At 45.7% G+C, this 21587-nt stretch carries 18 protein-coding genes; 2 read left to right on the top strand and 16 right to left on the bottom strand.

Going from position 1 to position 21587, the window contains the following annotated elements; translation table 11 throughout:
* Positions 1-10 precede the first annotated feature (10 nt).
* Positions 11-277, bottom strand: coding sequence for a DUF4212 domain-containing protein (locus AB6E54_RS15415; RefSeq protein ID WP_010435433.1), 267 nt, complete (start codon positions 275-277; stop codon positions 11-13).
* 448 nt (positions 278-725) lie between these two features.
* Here AB6E54_RS15415 and AB6E54_RS15410 point away from each other — a divergent pair, with 448 nt between their 5' ends.
* Positions 726-2477 (top strand): potassium/proton antiporter, encoded by a 1752-nt coding sequence (locus tag AB6E54_RS15410; protein ID WP_102333894.1) that lies wholly within the window; start codon positions 726-728, stop codon positions 2475-2477.
* Here AB6E54_RS15410 and AB6E54_RS15405 read toward each other — a convergent pair.
* The 11 genes from AB6E54_RS15405 to aspA form a co-directional block, all read right to left on the bottom strand.
* Positions 2474-3103, bottom strand: coding sequence for a response regulator transcription factor (locus AB6E54_RS15405; RefSeq protein WP_102333893.1), 630 nt, complete (start codon positions 3101-3103; stop codon positions 2474-2476). The two genes, AB6E54_RS15410 and AB6E54_RS15405, sit on opposite strands and share 4 nt — an antisense overlap.
* Before the next feature lie 212 nt (positions 3104-3315).
* A complete protein-coding gene (locus AB6E54_RS15400; protein WP_102333892.1) occupies positions 3316-5163 on the bottom strand; it encodes a protein-disulfide reductase DsbD in 1848 nt (615 codons plus the stop codon).
* Between the two features lie 175 nt (positions 5164-5338).
* Positions 5339-5827 (bottom strand): arginine repressor, encoded by a 489-nt coding sequence (locus AB6E54_RS15395; RefSeq protein WP_017063664.1) that lies wholly within the window; start codon positions 5825-5827, stop codon positions 5339-5341.
* Between the two features lie 327 nt (positions 5828-6154).
* Positions 6155-6619 (bottom strand): aspartate carbamoyltransferase regulatory subunit, encoded by a 465-nt coding sequence (gene pyrI, locus AB6E54_RS15390; protein ID WP_017062720.1) that lies wholly within the window; start codon positions 6617-6619, stop codon positions 6155-6157.
* Between the two features lie 15 nt (positions 6620-6634).
* Entirely contained in the window at positions 6635-7564 is a 930-nt protein-coding gene (gene pyrB / locus AB6E54_RS15385) for an aspartate carbamoyltransferase (RefSeq protein WP_017062721.1), read from the bottom strand.
* A 491-nt stretch (positions 7565-8055) separates the two neighbouring features.
* Positions 8056-9066 carry an ornithine carbamoyltransferase gene (locus AB6E54_RS15380; RefSeq protein WP_102333891.1) on the bottom strand — a complete coding sequence of 337 codons (1011 nt, stop codon included), beginning with the start codon at positions 9064-9066 and terminating at the stop codon, positions 8056-8058.
* 141 nt (positions 9067-9207) lie between these two features.
* Entirely contained in the window at positions 9208-10119 is a 912-nt protein-coding gene (gene arcC, locus AB6E54_RS15375; RefSeq protein ID WP_017062723.1) for a carbamate kinase, read from the bottom strand.
* A gap of 73 nt (positions 10120-10192) precedes the next feature.
* Positions 10193-11416, bottom strand: a complete 1224-nt coding sequence (gene arcA, locus AB6E54_RS15370) for an arginine deiminase (protein WP_017062724.1) — start codon at positions 11414-11416, stop codon at positions 10193-10195.
* A gap of 805 nt (positions 11417-12221) precedes the next feature.
* Entirely contained in the window at positions 12222-13670 is a 1449-nt protein-coding gene (locus tag AB6E54_RS15365) for a YfcC family protein (RefSeq protein WP_017062726.1), read from the bottom strand.
* Positions 13671-14179: 509 nt separating this feature from the next.
* Entirely contained in the window at positions 14180-15487 is a 1308-nt protein-coding gene (locus tag AB6E54_RS15360) for an anaerobic C4-dicarboxylate transporter (protein ID WP_016767972.1), read from the bottom strand.
* Between the two features lie 180 nt (positions 15488-15667).
* On the bottom strand, positions 15668-17119 hold the full coding sequence (aspA, locus tag AB6E54_RS15355; protein ID WP_372107236.1) for an aspartate ammonia-lyase: 1452 nt from the start codon (positions 17117-17119) through the stop codon (positions 15668-15670).
* 284 nt (positions 17120-17403) lie between these two features.
* Between aspA and AB6E54_RS15350 the strand changes: the two genes are divergently transcribed.
* Positions 17404-17928 carry an FxsA family protein gene (locus AB6E54_RS15350; RefSeq protein WP_012604974.1) on the top strand — a complete coding sequence of 175 codons (525 nt, stop codon included), beginning with the start codon at positions 17404-17406 and terminating at the stop codon, positions 17926-17928.
* 189 nt (positions 17929-18117) lie between these two features.
* On the opposite strand, the gene trmL is transcribed toward AB6E54_RS15350, so the two are convergent.
* The 4 genes from trmL to AB6E54_RS15330 all read right to left on the bottom strand — a co-directional run bounded on the left by trmL (position 18118) and on the right by AB6E54_RS15330 (position 21443).
* Positions 18118-18597 (bottom strand): tRNA (uridine(34)/cytosine(34)/5-carboxymethylaminomethyluridine(34)-2'-O)-methyltransferase TrmL, encoded by a 480-nt coding sequence (gene trmL / locus AB6E54_RS15345; RefSeq protein ID WP_009844716.1) that lies wholly within the window; start codon positions 18595-18597, stop codon positions 18118-18120.
* Between the two features lie 83 nt (positions 18598-18680).
* The gene (locus tag AB6E54_RS15340; RefSeq protein ID WP_372107234.1) at positions 18681-19298 is read right to left on the bottom strand and encodes a superoxide dismutase; all 618 of its coding nucleotides are present in this window, start codon (positions 19296-19298) and stop codon (positions 18681-18683) included.
* Between the two features lie 76 nt (positions 19299-19374).
* A complete protein-coding gene (gene cpxA / locus AB6E54_RS15335) occupies positions 19375-20754 on the bottom strand; it encodes an envelope stress sensor histidine kinase CpxA (protein ID WP_017061164.1) in 1380 nt (459 codons plus the stop codon).
* Complete coding sequence (locus tag AB6E54_RS15330; protein WP_017061163.1) at positions 20754-21443, bottom strand: response regulator; 690 nt, start codon at positions 21441-21443, stop codon at positions 20754-20756. The genes cpxA and AB6E54_RS15330 overlap by 1 nt, the downstream gene beginning before the upstream one ends.
* Positions 21444-21587 lie beyond the last annotated feature (144 nt).

Genomic DNA, 21587 nt, shown 5'->3' with positions numbered 1-21587 from the left:
GTTCTAGCCTCTAGTCTTCCTGTACGTTGTATTTTTTGTCGAGCGCATTCATGCGGACAACGTAAATAAATATCAGCGCCACGAAGGTGTATATCGAACCTTGCTGAGCGAACCAAAATCCTAGCTTGAACCCGCCAAACTGAACGGTATTGAGGGCATCCACAAATAAGATGCCAGCGCCGTAAGACACCGCAAACCAGACCGCGAGCAGTGTTCCCATAATTCCCAAGTTTTCCTTCCAGTAGGCTTGAGCATGTTCCGTAGATTCGAACGCCATTGCCTTCTCCTTTATTCCGTTTTCGTAGAAACTGTTTTTGTGAAACCGTTTTGTAAAATAGCGTGTTAACGTAATGTTACGATTTAGAATGTAGCAAGGATAAGTCAAGGGATCTGTGCAACTTTAGTCGGGATGGTATTAGCGCTAATGTACTGAAATATGGGAGCTAGGAGACATAATCATAGAAAAATGTGATGTTAAAATGTTGTTAAATTAGCCAAAGGTCTAACAAAAAGGGATGAATTAGACTGCGAGTCATAAAATTTAACAACTAAATGACCGAGAAACGGTATTTAGCCCTGCTTATGACACGAAGCGAAACATAAGTTTGTTATAGTAACAACGGCACTTTCACCGACCGTGCCTTGCTAAACGGCAGAAGATCAACAAGCTAGTGGCAAAAGATCAACAGGCTTAAAGCTCGGATTTTATTCTTTGGGGGAACGAATTGGACGCAATAACCATTAACCACTTATTCTTGACTGGTGCCGTACTCATCGCCATCAGCGTGCTTTTCTCACAAGTGTCCTCTCGATTGGGCGTTCCGATTCTTTTGATCTTTTTATTCGTTGGTATGTTAGCGGGTGAAGATGGACCCGGTAATATTCATTTCGATGATTACTCACTGACCTACTTGGTGAGTAACCTTGCGCTTGCCGTGATTCTGTTGGATGGCGGTATGCGAACCAAGGTGGCGAGCTTCAAGGTCGCTTTCTGGCCTTCGCTCTCGCTGGCGACGATAGGTGTCGCATGTACAGCAACCTTAACCGGATTAATGGCGGCTTGGCTGTTTGACTTGTCATTAATGCAGGGCATCTTGGTCGGGGCGATTGTTGGTTCAACCGATGCGGCAGCGGTATTCTCTTTGCTGAAAGGACAGAGTCTCAATGAGCGTGTTGGCTCAACCCTAGAGATCGAATCGGGCACTAACGACCCAATGGCGGTCTTCCTGACGGTGACCTTAATTGCGCTGTTAGGTAACCCTGACGCTGAGATGGAAATGAACTTCCTACTGCAAAGTTTTGCGATGCAGTTTGGTATCGGTACTCTTGTTGGTATTGGCGGCGGCTGGGTTCTATGGAGCTTAATCAATCGAGTACAATTGGCTGATGGCCTTTATTCCATTCTGGTACTCAGTGGGGGCGTGGCTCTGTTTGCGTTCTCTAACATGCTTGGCGGCAGCGGCATCTTATCGATTTACCTAGTGGGCTTGTTCATTGGTAATCGTCCGACGCGCTCGCGACACTCGATTCTTAATGTTCTTGATGGCATGACGTGGCTAAGCCAGATCGTGATGTTCTTGGTATTGGGTTTATTGGTGACGCCATCAACGTTGATGGACATTGCTCTGCCTGCGCTGGCACTGGCCTTCGGTATGATTTTGTTTGCTCGTCCGCTGTCGGTTTGGTTGGGTTTGCTGCCGTTCAGAAGCTTTACCACCAAGGAACGTTGGTTTGTTTCTTGGGTCGGTCTACGCGGCGCGGTACCGATCATTCTGGCGGTGTTCCCGATGATGGCTGGCCTGCCTAATGCTCAGCTTTACTTCAACATCGCGTTCTTCGTGGTTATGGTGTCGCTGATTGTTCAAGGCGGCAGCTTGATGAAAGTCGCGAGATTGGCTCAAGTGACGCTACCTCCAACGCCGACACCGATTTCTCGTACTGGCATTGAAATTTACCCTGCTAGTGAGTGGGAGATGTTTGTCTACAAGCTGAAAGAAGAGAAGTGGTGTGTGGGCGAACCACTAAAGCGTTTGTCTATGCCGGAAGGAACGCGAATTACTGCACTGTTTAGAAAGGATGCCTTGCTTCACCCATCAGGCAGCACCGTGTTAGAGGCGAACGATATCTTATGTGTGCTTGGTCAAGATAAAGATCTAGATAGCCTAAGTGAGCTCTTCAGTGAGGCACCTTTGGCAGAAGAAGCCGCTCGATTCTTTGGTGACTTCTTCTTAGATGTTGGGTTGTCGGTCGCTGCGGTAAGCGATTGTTATGGTATTGAACTTGGCTCGGAAGAAGAGCGAGAAATGACCCTAAAACAATTGGTTGATCAGGAGCTTGGTGCACACCCGGTATTAGGCGACAGCTTCGAGTGGCATGACATCACTTGGGTGGTTGCAGATATAGATGATCATAAAGTCGTCAAGCTGGGTTTATGTTTGCCTAAGACGACTTTAGAAGAGGATGTAAACGAAGCTTAATTGTGGATTTCTTGTAGCAAGATAACTGCTTGAGTTCGGTTTTTCACATCCAGTTTACGGAAGATGGCTGTCATATGCGCCTTGATGGTCGCTTCCGAAACATTTAATTCATACGCGATTTGCTTGTTAAGCAAGCCGTCAGAAAGCATCCCTAATACCTTGTATTGCTGAGGCGTCAGTGTGGAAATCTTTTCTGCAAGGTCGCTACACGCTGCATTATTGGTGATAAGCCCTTCAGGGAAGAACGGGTCGCCATTCAGCACTTGATTCAGTGCACTCACCAACTCACGCATATCACTCGACTTAGGAATAAAGCCAAACGCACCGTGGCTCTTCACCTGAGTGACCACGCTGGCATCTTCACTGGCAGAAACCACCACAATCGGTAGATCTGGGTATTCAGCGCGCAGTTGAATTAAGCCTGACATGCCATTGGCGCCCGGCATTTTCAGGTCGAGCAGTAATAGATCCGGCTCGCCTTCTTTCTTTAGCAGAGTCAGTAAGGCATCGAGAGAATCGGCCTCAAGCAGGTTCGCACCACTGATCGCCATATGAACTGACTGAAACAGGGCGTTGCGAAAGAGAGGGTGGTCATCAGCAATGATGATGGTATAGGTCGAGTCCATGACGTTCATACTTTTAACAATTTAGTTAATATTTATTATCATCCTGATTGAGTATGTGGACAATATCTATGCATTAAAAGTCTGAACCATATCGACTTTTATCCCCGGAATAAGAAAGCGTTACTCTGAATAGCAAAAAAGCCGCACTGCCATCTCGTTACGGAGGGGCGGTGCGGCTTTCGATTCGGCTTATATTTTAGTGAATATTGCCGTTATAGCTGGTGGTTTTGCATGTGTTTTAAGAATACATCGGCAGGCATAAAACCGGTTACACGAGCATTTGGAACATGGTTACCCTCACCATCCCAGAACTCAATCGTAGGTAAGCCAAGTACCTGTAATTGTTTAAGCAGTTCAATGTCTTGAGGCATGTTTCTCGTTACATCGGCTTGTAGCAGTACGAAGTCAGAAAGCTTGTTTTCCACATCAGCTTGATGGAAGGTGTACTTCTCGAATTCTTTACATGCCACACACCAATCGGCGTAGAAGTCGAGCATCACAGGCTTACCGAGTTTCTTCGCTTCGATGAGCTGGATTTCTAGTTCTTCAACCGTGTTGATGCGTGCAAATTGGATGTGTTGTTCTACCGTCACGCTCTTTTCTGCAAACCAGTAATTGAGCGCAGGTTGAGCTGATGCGAACAGGCCAAGCATCGCAATGATGCCCACAGCGCTTTGCTTCCAGCCACCAAATGGCAGTGCATTCTTACTGTGGTAAAGCCAACCAAAGGCGATGAAGCCAAGGCCAGACCAAAGCACGGTTGCCCACAATTCAGGAATGATGCGCTCTAGCAGGAAGATAGGCGCGGCAAGCAAGATAAAGCCGAATACGATCTTCACCTTGTTCATCCAGCTGCCCGCTTTAGGCAATAGCTTATTACCAAACACTGCCACTAAAATCAGTGGGATACCCATACCCATAGCCAACGCGTACAGAGCAATTGCACCGGTAAATAGGTCACCACTCTGAGCCACATACAGCAGTGCGCCTGACAATGGCGCCGTGGTACAAGGTGAACACACCAAGCCAGAGATAGCGCCCATTGCGAATACGCCCAAGGTATTGCCACCTTGCTGCTTGTTGCTTTGGTTGTTGAGCCAAGTTTGGATGCTGCTTGGCAGTTGCAGGTTATAAACGCCAAACATCGACATTGCTAACGCCACGAACAGAACACTCAGCGCGATCAGCACGTAAGGGTGCTGCATAGCGGCTTGGAATTGCATGCCTGCTGAAGCAACCACTAAACCTAATAAGGTGTAGGTTAACGCCATGCCTTGCACGTAAATAAAGGACAGCATCAGCGCGCGACCTTGGCTGAGTTTGCCACCACCTAAAACGATACCCGTTAGAATCGGATACATAGGCAGCACACACGGCGTAAAGGCTAAACCAACACCGAGTGCTAAGAATAATAGAGGGGTCCACCAACTGTCACCGAGCTTATCGGCTAAGCCTGCTTCTTTTGAAACAGGGGCATTTGGCTGTTGAGTCGTGTTACTTACAACGTCTGCTTTCGGAGATGTTGGTTGCGTAGAAACATCGGTTTCGTTGCCAGCAGAAGATGAAGCTTGTGAGTCACTACCTTGCGAATTAGCAGAACCTGTTGCTGTGAAAGGTTCAATGTCGATGATACGAGTCTCTGGTGGGTAGCAGAACCCTGCGTCCGCACAGCCTTGATACTTAACGATCAGCTGTGAGCCATCTTGGTAACTCTGCAGAGGAACTTGCACGAATAACGGCTGAGTATAAATGCTCACCTCACCGAAGAATTCATCTTGGTGCGGCTTACCATCTTCTAATTCAACATTACCGATAGCGAGATTTTGCCCGGTGAACGAGAGGCTATGTTGATAGAGGTAGTAGCCCTCTTTTACTTGCCAGTCGAGAAGGACTTTGTCGTCTTGCTGGTAGTAATTGAAAGGGAAAGCTTGGTCTACAGGGACAAAACCATTGTTATTGCCTCCGAAGCTTGGCTCGGCGTTGTCGTTCCCAAATAGCGCCCACGCAGGCTGGGTGAATAGGGAAACACAAACAAAAAGTAATGTGGCAAGTCGTCGCATACTATTTAGTCATCAAAATGGAGTTGAAGGTATCTTAACTCAATCAGACCGTAATAGTTTGCTATTAGTTTCATCGGCAAACAAATATCCCCTAAGGCGGGATAGCGATTTTATTGGGTAATCGAGTGGGGAGCTGCAATTCAACTTGAGTGACTTGCCTTTGTAAAAGAGACATTTAAGCTACACCCAAGCGTGCTTTTACTACTTGTTCGCAAGCATCAATATTCATCGTATCTTTTGGAATAATAAGCACGGTATCATTACCGCCAACGGTGCCGATAATCTCAGTATGTGGGTCGATATCGACTAATCTTGCGACTAATTGAGCACAACCTGGATGAGTTTTTACGATGACCATCGCTTGGTTATGAGTGATGAATTCGATTTGCGATGAGATGGATGCATCGACACGAACCGGTGCACTTTCAACCGTGATGCAGTAAACCTTTTTACCGCAAGCATTCTGAATTTTGACAACACCAAGCTGTGACAAAATACGAGATACGGTCGATTGGCTGATACCGGTATAGCCAATATCGACGAGTTTCTCTCGCAGTTGATTTTGGGTCGAGAAGCTTTGTTGTTGTAGTAAGCGTTTGCACGCTGCAGTCAGTGTTTTATCTTCAGCTGAATACAAGCAACCGTGCTCAGTGATTGGGTTCATGAACAACTCCTTAAGGTCAACATGTGGTTATCGCTTGTCCATAGCGCCGAGCGTACTCCCAAAGCCGTAGAGTACGATTGTTAAATAGGGCTTACCGATGAATCCCGAAATAAAGAGGGAAGGTATGCGTGATGTATGATCGTCTACCCATTGAGTCTACCACTAAAGGATAGTTATCTTTTTGAAGGGGATCACCAAATAAAATTCTAGTTAATTGCTTTTATTTTGGAGTTTTATTCTTTTGTTAAATGGATATTTATTCCAAGTTTGGCATAAATATCCATCGGTATTAGGGTGCTTTGGAGACCGTGATAATGGCGCTAAGGGTTAGCGAATTTCACTCATGATCTCGCGAGAGAATACTTTTTCACAGTAGTGACATTTTAGCTGCACGTTTTCCTGTTTTAGCTGCACTTTAAAGCTGCTTTCGACAGGTTCACCGTGCGAAATACAGTTGCTATTCGGGCAAGAGTAGACACTGTGGATTTGCTCTGGCAGCACAAGGGTTAGCTTATTAACCACTTTATACTCTTCAATCTGATTGACCGTTGCCTGCGGAGCATAAAGAGCCAATTGGTTGGCTTGTTCCTTGGTCAGGAAGATGTTCTCAATCTTGATTAGATCTTTATGGCCAAGTGCCGATGATGGCAGGTTTAAGCCCATAGTGATGCGCTGTTCTGTCTTGTGTAGCTTAAACAGTTTAAGGATTTTGATACCAAGGTGAGCAGGGATGTGGTCAATCACGCTGCCGTTACGGATCGCTTCTACTTGTAGCTGAGTTTGTTTAACCATGACTGTTTCTCCTGCTTATAAAGTGTCGTTAAGAACTAGGGCCAATAGGGCTTCGCGAGCGTATACACCGTTTTCAGCTTGTTCGAAGTAGTAAGCGTGTGGCGTTTTATCAACGTCGGTGGTGATTTCGTCGACGCGTGGCAGCGGGTGAAGTACCTTCATGTTTTGACGAGCGTCTTTCAATGTATCGGCGGTGAGGATGTAAGCCGATTTCATGTGTGCGTATTCCGACGCATCAAAGCGCTCTTTCTGCACGCGAGTCATGTACAGAACATCCAGTTCCGGCACGACTTCTTCAATGCTGCTGTGAGTGCTGTATTGGATGCCCATCTCTTCCAATTCTTCACAGATGTAATCTGGCATCTCTAAGACTTCTGGCGCGATAAAGAAGAAACGCACGTTATTGAATTTCGATAGTGCTTGGGTCAATGAGTGCACGGTACGGCCATATTTTAGGTCGCCGACGAACGCCACATTGAGGTTATCGAGCGTGCCTTGTGTTTCGTAAATCGAGAACAGGTCCAGCAAGGTTTGCGTCGGGTGCTGGTTAGCACCGTCGCCGCCGTTTACTACCGGCACACCGTTAGAAAATTCAGACGCTAAACGTGCTGCCCCTTCTTGTGGGTGACGCATTACAAAGGCATCGACGTAGGATGAAATAACCTGCACTGAATCGGCAAGTGTTTCGCCTTTCTTCGCCAGTGAGGTGTTACCGCCATTATCAAAGCCAATGACCGTGCCACCAAGGCGCTGGACGGCGGTCTCAAATGAAAGGCGAGTTCGAGTTGAAGGCTCAAAGAAGCAGCTCGCAACGACTTTATTTTTCAGCAACTCTGGGTTTGGCTCGGCCTTGAGTCTTGCTGCTGTGTCGACGATAAGCTCCAGTTCATTACGAGTGAGCTCAGGTATGGAGATGATGTGCTTGTTAAATAACGAATGCGCCATAACGGGTCTTCCTTCTATGCATACAGTCAAATTGCGGACAAAAAAAAAGCCCCCTAAAAATAGGAGGCTTCGAAACGATCAATAGAGCAAAATAAAAATGACACCACCGCCACTCTTTGGCGTGTAGTTTGACAATCATGTGCGACAGAATTGCAGTTCATTTTTTGCTCTCTTAAGACAAATTGCGGAGGATTATACTCAGATAAAAACGGCATGCAATACTTTCTGTAAAGTATTCATTTAATGGATTTTTATGCGAAATAACCTCTACATTTTGCTTTGATTTAAGCCCTTGTTGAAACAGAAAATTTCAGGGTTTTTGGGGGCGATAATGCCCTCAAGTACATGAAAAAAAATGCGGGCTTTATCCAAGGGCTAAATCCCAAGTTCGCCGCCCGCATTTCCCTGTCATTACACTTAACTTGTCAATGTCTCGCGAACAAGTGAGTGCTTAACTTCTTAGTTGTTTCGATTCTTAGCTGTTTAGGTAATTAACTGCCTAGTGTTGCAACCATTACTGCTTTGATGGTGTGCATGCGGTTTTCAGCTTCATCGAACACGATAGAGTATTCAGACTCAACTACCTCATCAGTCACTTCCACACCGTCTTTTAGCTGTGGATATTCAGCCGCAAGTTGTTTGCCTACCGTGGTATCTTCGCCATGGAAAGCCGGTAGGCAGTGCATGAATTTCACATGTGGGTTGCCTGTTGCTTTGAGCATTTTCATGTTCACTTGGTAAGGCATCATTAGGTTAATACGCTCAGCCCATGCTTCTTTTGCTTCGCCCATTGATACCCAAACGTCGGTGTATAGGAAGTCACAACCTTGCACGCCTTCTTGAACATCTTCTGTTAGCGTGATTTTGCCGCCAGTGTGTTCTGCGATTTCACGACATTGAGCCAGTAGCTCTTCTTGTGGCCAGAATTGTTTTGGAGCAACAAGGCGAATGTCCATACCCATTTTCGCAGCGCCAACCATTAGAGAGTTACCCATGTTGTTGCGAGCATCACCTAGGTAAGCAAAGCTGATTTCATGCAGTTGTTTACCACGGCCGTATTCCGTCATGGTTAGGAAGTCAGCAAGAATTTGTGTAGGGTGGAATTCGTCAGTCAGACCATTCCATACTGGAACTCCAGCGTAAGCGCCTAGCTCTTCAACAATCTCTTGACCGAAGCCGCGGTATTCAATGCCATCGTACATACGGCCAAGAACGCGAGCGGTATCTTTCATTGATTCTTTGTGGCCAATTTGAGAGCCAGATGGGCCTAAGTAAGACACGCGAGCGCCTTGGTCGAATGCCGCTACTTCGAATGCACAGCGAGTACGAGTTGAGGTTTTCTCAAAGATAAGCGCAATGTTTTTGCCAGTTAGTGTTGGCTGTTCGTAACCGTTGTACTTCGCTTTTTTTAGCTCCATAGAAAGATCTAATAAGTGTTGAATTTCGCGTGGAGTGAAATCTAGTAGTTTTAGGAAGTTACGATTGCGTAGGTTAAAAGCCATGATGTATTCCTTCTTAGATTTAGGCGCTTTCTTGTTACAGGGAAAGAAAATTCAAGAAAGCGCGATTCAATTTTTGTGTATTAATTTCAGTTCAAACGGTGATTCAGTTTTCTCGCAAGGTTTGAAAAGCTCGCGAGTAGATTAATCTTTGGTGATGTTGGTGCCCGCCAAGCCTTGCAGGATTTGCAAACCATCTTCGAGTGCACCAATACCGACGACTTTGCCGCCTTGCTGAATGAATTCGCACGATGCTTCAATTTTTGGTCCCATAGAGCCTGCATCAAATTCGAATTTCGCCAGTTCACTTGGTGTGGTGCTGCGCAGTGCGTGTTGAGTCGGTTTGCCCCAATCAAGGTAAACAGCGTCCGCGTCGGTCAAAATAAGCAGTGCATCCGCATCCAGTTGTTTCGCTAAGAAAGCCGCTGACATGTCTTTGTCGATAACCGCTTCAACACCCACTAATTTGCCGTTCTCTTTTTTCACTGGGATGCCACCGCCGCCAGTACAAATCACTAGGTGGCCTGCATCGATAAGTTGGGTGATCGCTTCGTGCTCAACAATGCCAGTAGGGCGTGGGCTTGGCACAACGCGACGGAAGTGTTGGCCGTCTGGTTTGACGATCCAGTGGAATTTCTCCGCCAATTCACGCGCTTCCGCTTCTTCGTAGATCGGGCCAATCGGCTTCGTTGGATCGGCGAATGCAGGATCGTTTGGATCAACGGTCATTTGCGTCAACATGCACGAGATGTTGCGGTTAGGTAGATAGTTCTTGAACTCTTGCATCAGCATGTAGCCGATCATGCCTTGAGTCTCACTGCCCAATACATCTAGCGGATACGGGTTTACTTTTTTGTATTCCAAACCTTGCAGAGCCAGTAAACCAACTTGTGGGCCATTACCATGTACTAGAACCACGTTGTACACTTTCGCGATTTCAGAGATGGTTTTAACCGCTGTTTCAATATTACGGCGTTGAACATCGGCTTCTAACGGCTCACCGCGACGAAGTAAGGCATTACCGCCGAGTGCAACAACAACAGTTTGCTTAGTCATAATTGTGTTCTCTCATTTTGGCCAAGCTGAGATTATTTAAGATCATTCAACTTGGCCGTTTTCGTCTTAGTGATTAGATACCATCACGCTCAATTGGGCAGCTCATGCAGCGTGCGCCACCGCGACCGCGGCCAAGTTCATCTCCAGGGATAGGAAGAACTGTGATGCCTGCTTTATCGTATTTTTCATTGGTGTAGGTGTTGCCTTCGTAGCCAATCACAACGCCAGGTTTAACCGTTAGAACGTTGTTTGCATCGTTCCACTGCTCACGTTCTGCATGGAAGTTGTCACCACCGGTCGTGATTAGGTTTAGCTTGTCTACGCCAAGTGCTTTTTCGATAGCTGTTACGAAGTAGCCTTCTTCTTTCACTTTCACTGCGCCAGACTCATCACCAGTTAGGTTCCAGCACTGTACGTCTTTACTCACCACTTCAGGGTAAACAGAGAACGTATCTTCGTTCATGTGCGTCATAACGGTGTCTAAGTGCATGCAAGAGCGGTGTTTTGGTAGCTGCATTGCGATAACTTGTTTCGCTTGACCGTGTTTGAATAGGCTAGATGCTAAGTGCTCAACACCTTGTGCTGTTGTACGCTCAGACATACCGATAAGAACCGTACCGCGACCGATTACAAGAACGTCACCGCCTTCAATGGTTGAGTTGTCGTAGCTGATGTTTTCTTCATCGCCGAAGTACTTAATGAAGTCTTGGCCAGCAAATGTTGGGTGCCAGCGGTAAATAGCGCGAACGTGGTTGGTTTCACGTTGACGAGCAGGTTTCGCCATCGGGTTGATGGATACGCCACCGTATACCCAGCAAGATGTGTCACGAGTAAATAGGTGGTTTGGTAGCGGTTCGATAATGAAGTCGGTTGGTGCGTGCATGCCTTGCATCATTGAAGATGATTTCATTGGCATCTCAGCGTAAGACAGACCACCCGTTAGGATTTTTGCTAGTTCTAGGTTTGGTAAGTCGCCCAAGTAGCAGCGCACATCGTTAGCAAAGGTTTTGCCTAAGCGGTAATCAGAAACTTGATGATTCAAAAGCCAATCTTTCGCTTCTGGCACTGCTAGCGTGTCTGCTAGTAGGTCAGTAAGAAGAAGAACTTCAACACCTTGATCACGCAGCGTTTGAGTAAATGCGTCATGCTCTTTACCAGCACGTTCAACAGCCAGTACGTCATCAAATAGTAAATCGTGACAGTTAGAGGGTGTTAGGTGAGTCAGTGCGCGTCTTGGACGGTGAACTAGAACGCGGCGTAATTGACCTATTTCAGAACCTACATAGAACTTACTCATGATCGTCTCTCTCTTATATATTTGAATTACTTTTATCGCTAAGAGTAATTATTTATTTTCAGTTGAGAAGAATGAATTATTTATTCATATCTCTTGTCTGGAATTAATATTACGCCTGCTAGTCAGGTATTCTTAGAGATCTATCACAAATCGTTTTTTATCCCGCAGCCCTTTAAAATTAAGGGTTTTAACAAACTTTATGCACTTTCAGTTATGAATAATACATTCTAAATAGTTAGCAGTTAGGGAACTTTATGCACGCTTTTTTGACGAAACTTACTAGAATCTAATTTACGAGGGATTATATGCAGAATAGTTTTATTGATAAGAGTGTACTTAGCTTGGAAGTATGCAGTGTTTTTATTTAGATATTTAATTTTGGATGTGGAATTAATTGTTTATTAACAAAGTAAATGCGAATAAAGCTGTTGCGATCACATTTTAAAATCGGCTGTTTAAGTGTGTTTTTTGATAGAAAAGGGCATTAATCCTCGTCTGTTTATTAGGCTATTAATTACTTTAAATATAATTAACGCTAATAAGTGACTAACTATTTGTTTAAACATCATGGTTGAAAATAGAGTGTTATTTCATCAAGAAAATTAGATGTTTAAAAGTAGGATTGATTCTTCTATTGCGAGTGCTTTGAGTTTAGTTGAGCTTGGCTACGAACAGAAGAACCTTGAATATCGCGTGTATGGCTTTGAGGATCTGTTTCAGTGGCAGAGGGTTACATTGAGAGGGAACAATAAAAAAGCCGCTGTGAGAAGCGGCTTTGGATGAGAAAGGAGTGAAGTGCTGTTAGTTAGATCAGCGCACCAATACTCAGTACAACAATGCAGAACACCATCAATATACCGACTAGTGGCATCACCCATTTAACCCAGCGCACGTAAGGGACACGAGCAATCGCCAAACCACCCATCACCACCGCGGAGGTTGGGGTGATTAGGTTCACCAAGCCAGATGCAGATTGGTACGCAGTGATAACCAAGTCACGACCTACGCCAGCAAAGTCGGCCAGTGGTGCCATGATTGGCATGGTCAGTACCGCTAAGCCAGAGGTCGATGGCACTAAGAACGACAGTAGAATCTCTAAGAAGAACATCACGTTAATGAAGATAACCGAAGAAAGCCCCGTTACCATCTGTTCTGCTGAGAAGAGAATGGTATCGGTGATCATACCGCGGTCCATCACCACTACGATACCACGTGCAATACCTATGATGAGCGCAACGCCAAGTAGGTCGCGGGCACCATCAATGAAGCTGGTGGTAAACTCTTCTTCGCTCATGCGAGCCACAATACCAACGATGATGGTTGCTGCTAAGAACATCGCTGAGATCTCAGCCATCCACCATCCAGCAACGGATACACCATAAATCATTACAGCGAACGAGCCACCAAAAATGGTCAGAATCAGTTTGCGAGTCGCGGTGAATTCAAGTTTTTCGCCGCTCGCATTACCTAAGAAGTGCGCTTTGTTCTCTTCGTATTTGTCGTAGACAATTGATGTTGTTGGATCGGCTTGAACCATTCTTGCGTAACGCATTACGTAGGCAACACAAATACCCCAACCAATAATCAACATCGCAATGCGCAACACGATACCGTCTGTAAATGGAATACCAGAGGCGTTGGCAGCGATCACGGTTGCGAATGGGTTAATCGTTGAACCCAGCACCCCAATACCTGCACCAAGCAGTACGGTCGCAGCGGCAACAAGAGGGTCAAAGCGAGCTGCCATCATTACCGGCACTAGCAATGTATAGAAGGGCAGTGATTCTTCCGCCATGCCGTAGACGGTACCACCTGCGGCAAATAGCGCCATCAGTATTGGTATCATCAACTCTTCTCGCCCTTCTAAGCGGGCGGTGACGCGCTCGATACCGGCATCAATGGCACCCGTTTTGGTTACTAGCCCTAAGAAGCCACCAATGATTAAGATGAACAGCGAAACGTCGATAGCCGCCGCTTCATAGCTATTGTGGTCATAGAAGCCGTCAATAGGCGCGAGCAGTACATCAATCACGCCTTGAGGGTTACCTTCTACCGCTTGATAGGTTCCGGTTACGGGTACTTCTCGGCCTAGCTCTTCATTCATTGCACGGTCGTATTGGCCTGCTGGAACAATCCAGGTAAGCAGTGCGACGAACGCAATCAGAATAAATAGAATGGTGTAGGCAGAAGGGAATTTAAAGTTGGCAAAGAAGCCGCCCTTTTTTTTCTCGCTTGGTATCGTTTGAGTTGTCATGGCTATCTCCTTACATCATCTTAAATAGAAGTGATGTGAATTAGCGACTAATGATTTATAGATTGTAAATACACGGACACTTATAAAGCACTCAACGATATAAAGTTGCTGACTTTAAATATAAGTATCTTTATATTTATATATCCAAATGAATTTAGATTTAATTTAACTGCGGTTATTTTATTCCTTACGTTGGAATTTAAGTTTGGTATTGTTCACAAAAATAGTGACCAATGAATAGGCTGGAAAACGTTAGAAAAAGAGCAAGGTTTTTTGGTTGGTTAGCTTGGATTAATATTCGATGTTAATTAGAAAGAAACAAGGGGTGGTTGTGTTGGCAGGCATTGTTAATGAATGACGTGAATATTCCTGGAATTTTATTCAAATTTTATTTTTGGGCGGATTTTAAAGTTTATAATAGTTATTTGATGTGTATCAAATAACACATTGAGTAGAAAACAAAAAAGGAAGCCGAAGCTTCCTTTTAAAGTTTTAATCATCAGCGAATGTTAGATAAACAGACCGCCGAATGCGAAGCCGAGTGCTACCGCAGTACTGATTGTTGCCACACCAGGAATGAAGAATGGGTGGTTAAATACATACTTACCAATACGCGTTGAACCTGTGTCATCCATCTCAACCGCTGCTAGTAGCGTAGGGTAAGTTGGAAGTACGAACAGCGCACTTACCGCAGCAAAAGAAGCAACGGCTGTTAGTGGTGCTACGCCAATCGCTAGTGCTGCAGGCATCAGTGCAACTGTTGTTGCGCCTTGAGAGTAAAGCAGCATAGAAGCGAAGAACAGAACAAGAGCCAGCATCCATGGGTAGTCAGCCAGTAGAGCGCCTGCTACGTCTTTGATTTCAGCAACGTGTGCGTTTACAAACGTTGAACCTAACCAAGCCACACCAAGTACACATACACATGCCGTCATACCAGAACGGAACGTTGGTGCTGAAGAAATCTTCGCTGCATCAATCTTAGTGAACATCACGATAGCCGCTGCTGCTGCCAGCATTACAGACATGATCGCTTCGTTACGACCTAGCGCCGGGTTTTCAATTAGGCCAACAGAGCTAGAGATAGCCGCTGCGTAACAAACCACGAAACCAATTGCAGCTAGAAAGATGTAAGTCGCTCTCTTTGCCGTTGGTAGAATTTCGCGTTTCTCTTCAGTTGCTAGCTTGATTAGACCTTTCTCAAGACGCTCTTGGTAAACTGGATCGTCTTTCAGTTCGCTACCCATGTAGTTAGCAACAACCGCACCAACCATACAAGCGATGAAGGTTGTTGGGATACAAACCATGAGTAGCGTTAGGTAATCAACACCAAATGGTGCAAGCATCGCAGCGAAAGCCACAACTGCTGCCGAAATTGGCGAAGCTGTGATAGCAATTTGAGATGCCACAACTGCAATAGAAAGAGGACGAGAAGGACGAACACCTTGGCCCTTCGCTACTTCAGCGATAACAGGCAGTGTAGAGAATGCTGTGTGACCTGTACCTGCCATTAATGTCATTACAAAAGTAACGATAGGCGCATAGAAGGTAATGCGTTCAGGATGTTTACGTAAAAAGTTTTCTGCAATTTGTACTAACCAATCCATACCACCGGCAACTTGCATCGCAGCAATTGCAGTGATTACCGACATGATGATCAAGATGACATCGATCGGAATGAAAGATTGGCTTGTTGGAACACCAAGAATAAGTGAAAGGGCAATAACACCAGCACCACCGGCAAAACCGATACCGATACCGCCAATTCTAGCCCCCAAAAAGATAAAGAGTAGGACGACAAATAGTTCTACTGCAATCATAAGTAACACCTCATTTTAGATTTTATTATGTGAACATTCACCGATGGAATGTTCACATAATAGTTCTATTGTTTAGATTCTATTGAGCAAAAGTGCAACCAACATAAGCCCACAAAATAAACGTGGTTAACCGTATTGGAGCCTAAAAAAGGGCTCCGTTTGGAGCCCTATTTGCTAGATTTACTCGTAGCGTTTTGCTTTATACTGAGGATGCATCAAATTTTCAACAGAGAAAATGTCATCAAGTTCTTCTTCGGTTAATAAACCACGCTCTAGAACCACGTCACGAACGCTCTTACCTGTCTCAGCACAGATCTTACCAACGATGTCACCTTCGTGGTGGCCAATGTATGGGTTTAGGTAAGTCACGATACCGATAGAGTTAAATACGTGAGATTCACACACTTCTTTGTTGACCGTAATGCCGTCTACACACTTGTCGCGTAGGTTCACACATGCATTAGTTAGAATGTCTAGAGACTCAAACATGCTTTGTGCAATAACGGGTTCCATTACGTTCAGTTGAAGTTGACCGCCTTCTGCAGCGAAAGAAACCGTGTTGTCGTTACCTAGAACTTTAAAGCAAACTTGGTTCACTACTTCAGGTACAACTGGGTTTACTTTAGCAGGCATGATTGAAGAACCCGCTTGCAGTTCAGGTAGGTTTAGCTCGTTCAAACCAGTACGTGGGCCTGAAGAAAGCAGACGCAAGTCGTTACAGATCTTAGATAGCTTAACTGCTAGACGCTTAAGTGCGCCGTGCGTCATTACGTATGCGCCACAGTCAGACGTTGCTTCGATTAAGTCTTCTGCTGGAACACACTCTAGACCAGTTACTTCAGCTAGGTGTTTCACTGCTAGGCCTTGGTAACCAGGTGCTGCGTTCAGACCAGTACCGATAGCTGTTGCGCCTAGGTTAACTTCAAGCAGTAGCTTAGATGTGTATTCTAGGTTTTTGATTTCTTCATTGATGGTTACTGCCCAAGCGTGGAACTCTTGGCCAACCGTCATTGGAACTGCATCTTGAAGTTGAGTACGACCCATCTTCAAAATGTTGTTGAATTCTTGGCTCTTAAGCTCGAATGCACCTTTTAGGTATTCAATCGCATCGATCAGTTTTAGTACGCTGTTGTAAACAGAGATACGGAAGCCAGTTGGGTAAGCACAGTTAGTTGATTGGCTGCGGTTTACATGGTCGTTCGGGTTGATGAACTCATATTGGCCTTTTTCTTTGCCCATAAGCTCAAGTGCCACGTTCGCAACCACTTCATTCGCGTTCATGTTTACAGAAGTACCAGCACCACCTTGGAAAACGTCCGATGGGAACTGATCCATACACTTACCAGTGTCTAGAATGAGGTCACAAGCTTGGATGATGTATTTAGCCACTTCGCTAGGAATTACACCTAACTCTTTGTTTGCTAAAGCCGCTGCTTTCTTAGTCATCACCATACCGCGAACGAATTCAGGTACATCTGAGATCGTTACATTTGAGATGTTGAAGTTTTCAACTGCGCGTAGAGTGTGGATGCCGTAGTAAGCATCAGCCGGAACATGACGTTGACCTAATAGATCTTCTTCGAGACGAGTAGCTTGAGGAGCTTCAACTTGAGCTTCTGATTGAGTAGCCATAACAGGATCCTTAGAGAATTATTCTGATTATATAGTTAGTTATTAGCCTATTCTGTGTGCAAATACTCCGTTCGCTAGAATATTGGGCTGATAAATCCGTCCTGACTTATGTGGCACATGATACTGTACTTAGCGCATAAAAATATTAAGTGGATCACCTTTTTCGGTTTTGTTTCGTCAATATTTTGCAAAGTTATTCTTGGTCAATAAACACGCTTATTTACAGGATAAATTTGAGATTGTTAGGGCTTTCAGCGTAAACTGCAAGTAACAAAGGAGGGCGTGTGTTTCCTATCTTATTATTACTATTTATCTTCGTACCCATCATTGAGATTGGGCTATTTATTCAAGTTGGTGGCTTCTTAGGATTGTGGCCAACTATTGCGTTGGTTTTGATCACTGCATTTGTGGGTGCATCGCTGGTTCGTAGCCAAGGCATTCAGACACTTATGTCTGTGCAAGGTCGTTTGCAACAAGGCGAAATGCCAGCACAACAGATTCTTGAAGGCGTGATGCTTGCAGTTGCCGGTGTATTGCTGCTGACTCCGGGTTTTATGACGGACGCACTCGGTATGTTGGTATTATTGCCAGCACCAAGAGCGATGATTGCCAAGAAAATGATGGAAAAAATGGTGGTGACCAACATGTCTGGTGGTTTCCATGCCGGTGGACAAGCTGGTTTTGGCCAGAGCCCATTTGGACAAGACCCATTCAATCGCGATCCATCTGACCAATCAAAAGACGGCAACACCTTTGAAGGTGAGTTTGAGAAGAAAGACGACGACAACGATCGTAACCGCTTAAACTAATTAATTTTTTCTCTCTTTATATAGAGGGAAAACAGAAAAGGCTCTTACCTTTATCCTTCGCAAGAAAGTGATAATGGTAAGAGCCTTTTTTATTGTCTGTCGCTAGCTGTTACTTACTGTTTACTATCGATAACAGATAACAGATAACAGATAACAGATAACAGATAAAAGATAAGCTTGAGTGTTCGGTTATACCGCGCCTTCAAAGCCCATTTGTCGCCATGCTTCAAAAGCAATGATTGCCACTGCGTTAGACAGGTTGAGGCTGCGTGCGTCTGGCATCATTGGAATACGAATACGTTGCTCCATTGGCATGCTTTCAATGAACTCAGCAGGCAGGCCGCGAGTCTCAGGGCCAAACATCAGCACATCGCCTTGTTGGAATTTCGCATCAACGTGGTGGCCTGTCGTTTTTGTGGTGCAAGCAAAGATGCGGAAATCACCCTCACGTTCATTCTCTAGATACTCAAGGAAAGCTTCTAGGTTCTTGTGACGCTTAACTCGCGCAAGGTCGTGGTAATCCAATCCAGCACGACGAACCTTCTTCTCTTCAAAATCAAAGCCAAGCGGTTCAATCAGGTGCAGGTTTGCGCCGCAGTTAGCACATAGGCGGATGATGTTACCCGTATTGGGTGCAATTTCTGGTTCGTATAGAGCGATATCAAACATGTTGGTTCACAAGAGTAATCAAAGATAGCCCGAGTATACGGTGGCAAGCTGAGTGAGTACAGTTCGCCACCGTGACCATTCGCTTACGCTTGGTTCGTTAGTGCTTGCGCGTAGTTTTCAGATACGGCATTCCAATTCACCACGTTCCACCATGCATTGATGTAATCAGGACGACGGTTTTGGTAGCTGATGTAGTAGGCGTGTTCCCAAACATCGAGCGCGAGAATCGGTTCGCCATCACTCGCCACGGTATCCATCCACGGATTATCTTGGTTCGAGGTTGAGATGATCTTCAGTTGCCCTTGCTCTACCACTAGCCAAGCAAAGCCGGAGCCAAAGGTATTGATCGCCGCTTGAGCGAACTGATCTTGGAAGGTCTCGAAATCTCCGAAGGTACTCTTGATAGCCTCACCAAGCTCGCCCGTAGGTTCACCACCGCCGTCTCGCGACATGCAGTTCCAGTACAAGATGTGATTGTAGTAGCCACCGCCATTGTTACGAACAGCCGGGCTGTGCTGAGAGATGTTGGCGAAGATCTCGGTCAGAGATTGCTGTTCTAGCTCGCTGCCAGACACCGCCGCAACAAACTTATCGTAGTAGGTTCTATGGTGCTTGCTGTAATGCACTTCCATTGTCTTAGCGTCAATGTAAGGCTCTAGGGCATCGTAAGCGTAGGGTAAAGCAGGGAAAGTGTGCGACATGGTAAATCCTCCTTAATTAGAGGATTTACCATAATGGTAATGACAATCATTATCAACTGCGATCTTTGTGGGGGTATTACACCGGTAAGATAGGCAGGGTGATTTCGAGTTGTAATCCACCGAGCTGGCTGCGGGTCGCCGTGATGGTTCCGCTGTGTTGGCGAATCGCACTTTCAGTAATGGTTAATCCAAGCCCTGTGCCGCCAGAGTTTCTGTCACGCGCTGTTGAGACACGGTAAAAAGGTCTGAAGATAGAATCGAGTTCATCCTCTGGAACACCATCACCATTATCATTGACGCAAATTGTTAGCTGATCTTGAACCACATGGAACTGTACATCCACTTGGTCTTTACCGTAGTAGATGGCATTGCGTGTAATGTTGTCTAGCGCACTCATCAGCAGTTTAGGGTTCCCCGAAATAGAGCGTTCTGGGATCTCCGAGAACGTCAGTTGTTTGCCCATCTGTTCGGCTTCAAACTCTGCGTCTTTTAAGATCTCTTCCCACAGGCTAGAGATAGGCTGAACCTCACGAGTAATATGGCTGTCGACCTGCATACGAGATAGCGTTAGCAGCTCACTGATCATCTGTTCCAAACGCTGTGCTTCGGTATCAATGCGTTCTAACTCTTGGCTCTCGCCTTGTTTACGAATCGCCAGTGCATTGGCCATGCGAAGACGTGTCAGTGGCGAGCGCAGTTCGTGTGAGATATCAGAGAGCAGGCGTTGTTGCCCCGAAATCATCTGGTTTACCGCTTCTACCATCTGGTTAAAGCTTTCACCAGCTTGTCTGAACTCTGAAGTACCTTTTTCGAGTGTTGGATCGACCTCGAATTGACCTTTCGCCACGCGTTGTGCCGCGCGTTCTAGCCTGCGAGCGGGTTGACTCAGTGCCCAAGCTAGCCAAAGCAATAGCGGGGTACTCGCTAGCATAACCGCAAGCAGTAACTGCAGAGGTCTATCAAACAGGCGTAACAAGAACGGAGGTGGTTGAGTCCACTTTATTCCGGCGTACATCAACAACTCTTCACCCGCGAGTTTGATGGGTACTGGACCTGCCACCATGTAGTGTCCGTACAGTTTTTGTTTCGGCACTTCAGGGTTATCTATCGAGGTAACAAAGTTACGAATCGCCTTTAGCTTATAGTCTGAATGCCTTTTCGAGGTAAGGACTGCGCCCTCAAGATCGGTCAGGTAGATGCGAGCTCTAGAATCCTTGCGGCTGCGTGGTGCCTCCAGTTGGAAGACAATCTTGCCCAGATTAGGTTCTTTGGCGTAGCGTTTCTCTGTGATTTTAGCGATACGCTCGAGTTTATCGAGGTGATCTGCGGGCACATCTCGCGCGACTCGAGGGTCTAAATGGGGAAGTGACAGCACCGATAAAAGCACCAGTAACATGGTGAACCAAAAGATAGCAAAGATACGTCCATATAAGCTGGTGATTTTAGGTATACGCATTAATCTTCCTCTACCAATAAGTAGCCACGGCCTCGTAAGGTTTTGATGCGTGATTTGCCGTCAGTGCGCTCAGGAATCTTCTTACGTAGATTAGAGATGTGCATGTCTATCGCGCGGTCAAACGCTGCGAGCCTTTTACCCAGCACATCCAAACTCAATGCTTCTTTGGTGATCACTTGCCCTGGGTTTTGGATAAGGTGACTCAGTAGGGCGAACTCGGTTGTGGTGAGGTCGATGAGCTCCCCATTGCAGTAGGCTTCTTGTTTGCCAGGGAAGACTTCGATGTCTTGATATTGAACTCTATCACTGGCCGCCTTAGGTGCGGTGTTGGTTTGAGTACGACGCAAGATAGCTCGAATACGCGCTAACAACTCTCGGTCACTGAAAGGTTTAGGCAGGTAATCATCCGCGCCAAGTTCAAGACCAATCACACGGTCGATCTCTTCGCCTTTTGCGGTCAGCATCAGCACTGGTGTTTCCCAATTTTCTCTCAGTTTCTTTAGTGTTTCCATGCCATTAAGACGCGGCATCATCACATCCAAAAGAATCAGGTCAATCTCATCATTGATCGCTTCAAGCCCGGCATAGCCATCATTGGCTTCGGAAACAGTGAAGCCCTCAAAGCTCAGAATGTCTTTGAGTAAGCTGGTTAACTCGGTGTCGTCATCAATAAGAAGAATGTTCGCCATTGGGAAGCCTTAATCATTTAGTTAGGTTAATAATACTGCTAATTATTCGTCAACTTTCACTCTTTACGATTCTTTACGCTTTCTAAACGTCACTTTACGAGGGAAAGACTAATCTATATTCAAGCGCTGAGAAACAGACGCAAC

Origin of the sequence: Vibrio sp. 10N.247.311.49, from assembly GCF_041467655.1 — a bacterium.
GTDB classification, from domain to species: Bacteria; Pseudomonadota; Gammaproteobacteria; order Enterobacterales; family Vibrionaceae; genus Vibrio; species Vibrio crassostreae_C.
The sequence above is the reverse complement of the archived record's forward strand: the minus strand, read 5'-3'. Positions and strand labels throughout refer to the sequence as shown.

Coding starts and splice junctions, on each gene's coding strand:
- AB6E54_RS15360 (WP_016767972.1), bottom strand. CDS start 15,487: ATGATTGCAGTAGAACTATTTGTCGTCCTACTCTTTATCTTTTTGGGG.
- pyrI (WP_017062720.1), bottom strand. CDS start 6,619: ATGGTTAAACAAACTCAGCTACAAGTAGAAGCGATCCGTAACGGCAGC.
- AB6E54_RS15405 (WP_102333893.1), bottom strand. CDS start 3,103: ATGGACTCGACCTATACCATCATCATTGCTGATGACCACCCTCTCTTT.
- AB6E54_RS15330 (WP_017061163.1), bottom strand. CDS start 21,443: ATGGCGAACATTCTTCTTATTGATGACGACACCGAGTTAACCAGCTTA.
- AB6E54_RS15415 (WP_010435433.1), bottom strand. CDS start 277: ATGGCGTTCGAATCTACGGAACATGCTCAAGCCTACTGGAAGGAAAAC.
- arcA (WP_017062724.1), bottom strand. CDS start 11,416: ATGAGTAAGTTCTATGTAGGTTCTGAAATAGGTCAATTACGCCGCGTT.
- AB6E54_RS15400 (WP_102333892.1), bottom strand. CDS start 5,163: ATGCGACGACTTGCCACATTACTTTTTGTTTGTGTTTCCCTATTCACC.
- pyrB (WP_017062721.1), bottom strand. CDS start 7,564: ATGGCGCATTCGTTATTTAACAAGCACATCATCTCCATACCTGAGCTC.
- AB6E54_RS15365 (WP_017062726.1), bottom strand. CDS start 13,670: ATGACAACTCAAACGATACCAAGCGAGAAAAAAAAGGGCGGCTTCTTT.
- AB6E54_RS15380 (WP_102333891.1), bottom strand. CDS start 9,066: ATGGCTTTTAACCTACGCAATCGTAACTTCCTAAAACTACTAGATTTC.
- cpxA (WP_017061164.1), bottom strand. CDS start 20,754: ATGCGTATACCTAAAATCACCAGCTTATATGGACGTATCTTTGCTATC.
- aspA (WP_372107236.1), bottom strand. CDS start 17,119: ATGGCTACTCAATCAGAAGCTCAAGTTGAAGCTCCTCAAGCTACTCGT.
- trmL (WP_009844716.1), bottom strand. CDS start 18,597: ATGTTTGATATCGCTCTATACGAACCAGAAATTGCACCCAATACGGGT.
- AB6E54_RS15395 (WP_017063664.1), bottom strand. CDS start 5,827: ATGAACCCAATCACTGAGCACGGTTGCTTGTATTCAGCTGAAGATAAA.
- AB6E54_RS15340 (WP_372107234.1), bottom strand. CDS start 19,298: ATGTCGCACACTTTCCCTGCTTTACCCTACGCTTACGATGCCCTAGAG.
- arcC (WP_017062723.1), bottom strand. CDS start 10,119: ATGACTAAGCAAACTGTTGTTGTTGCACTCGGCGGTAATGCCTTACTT.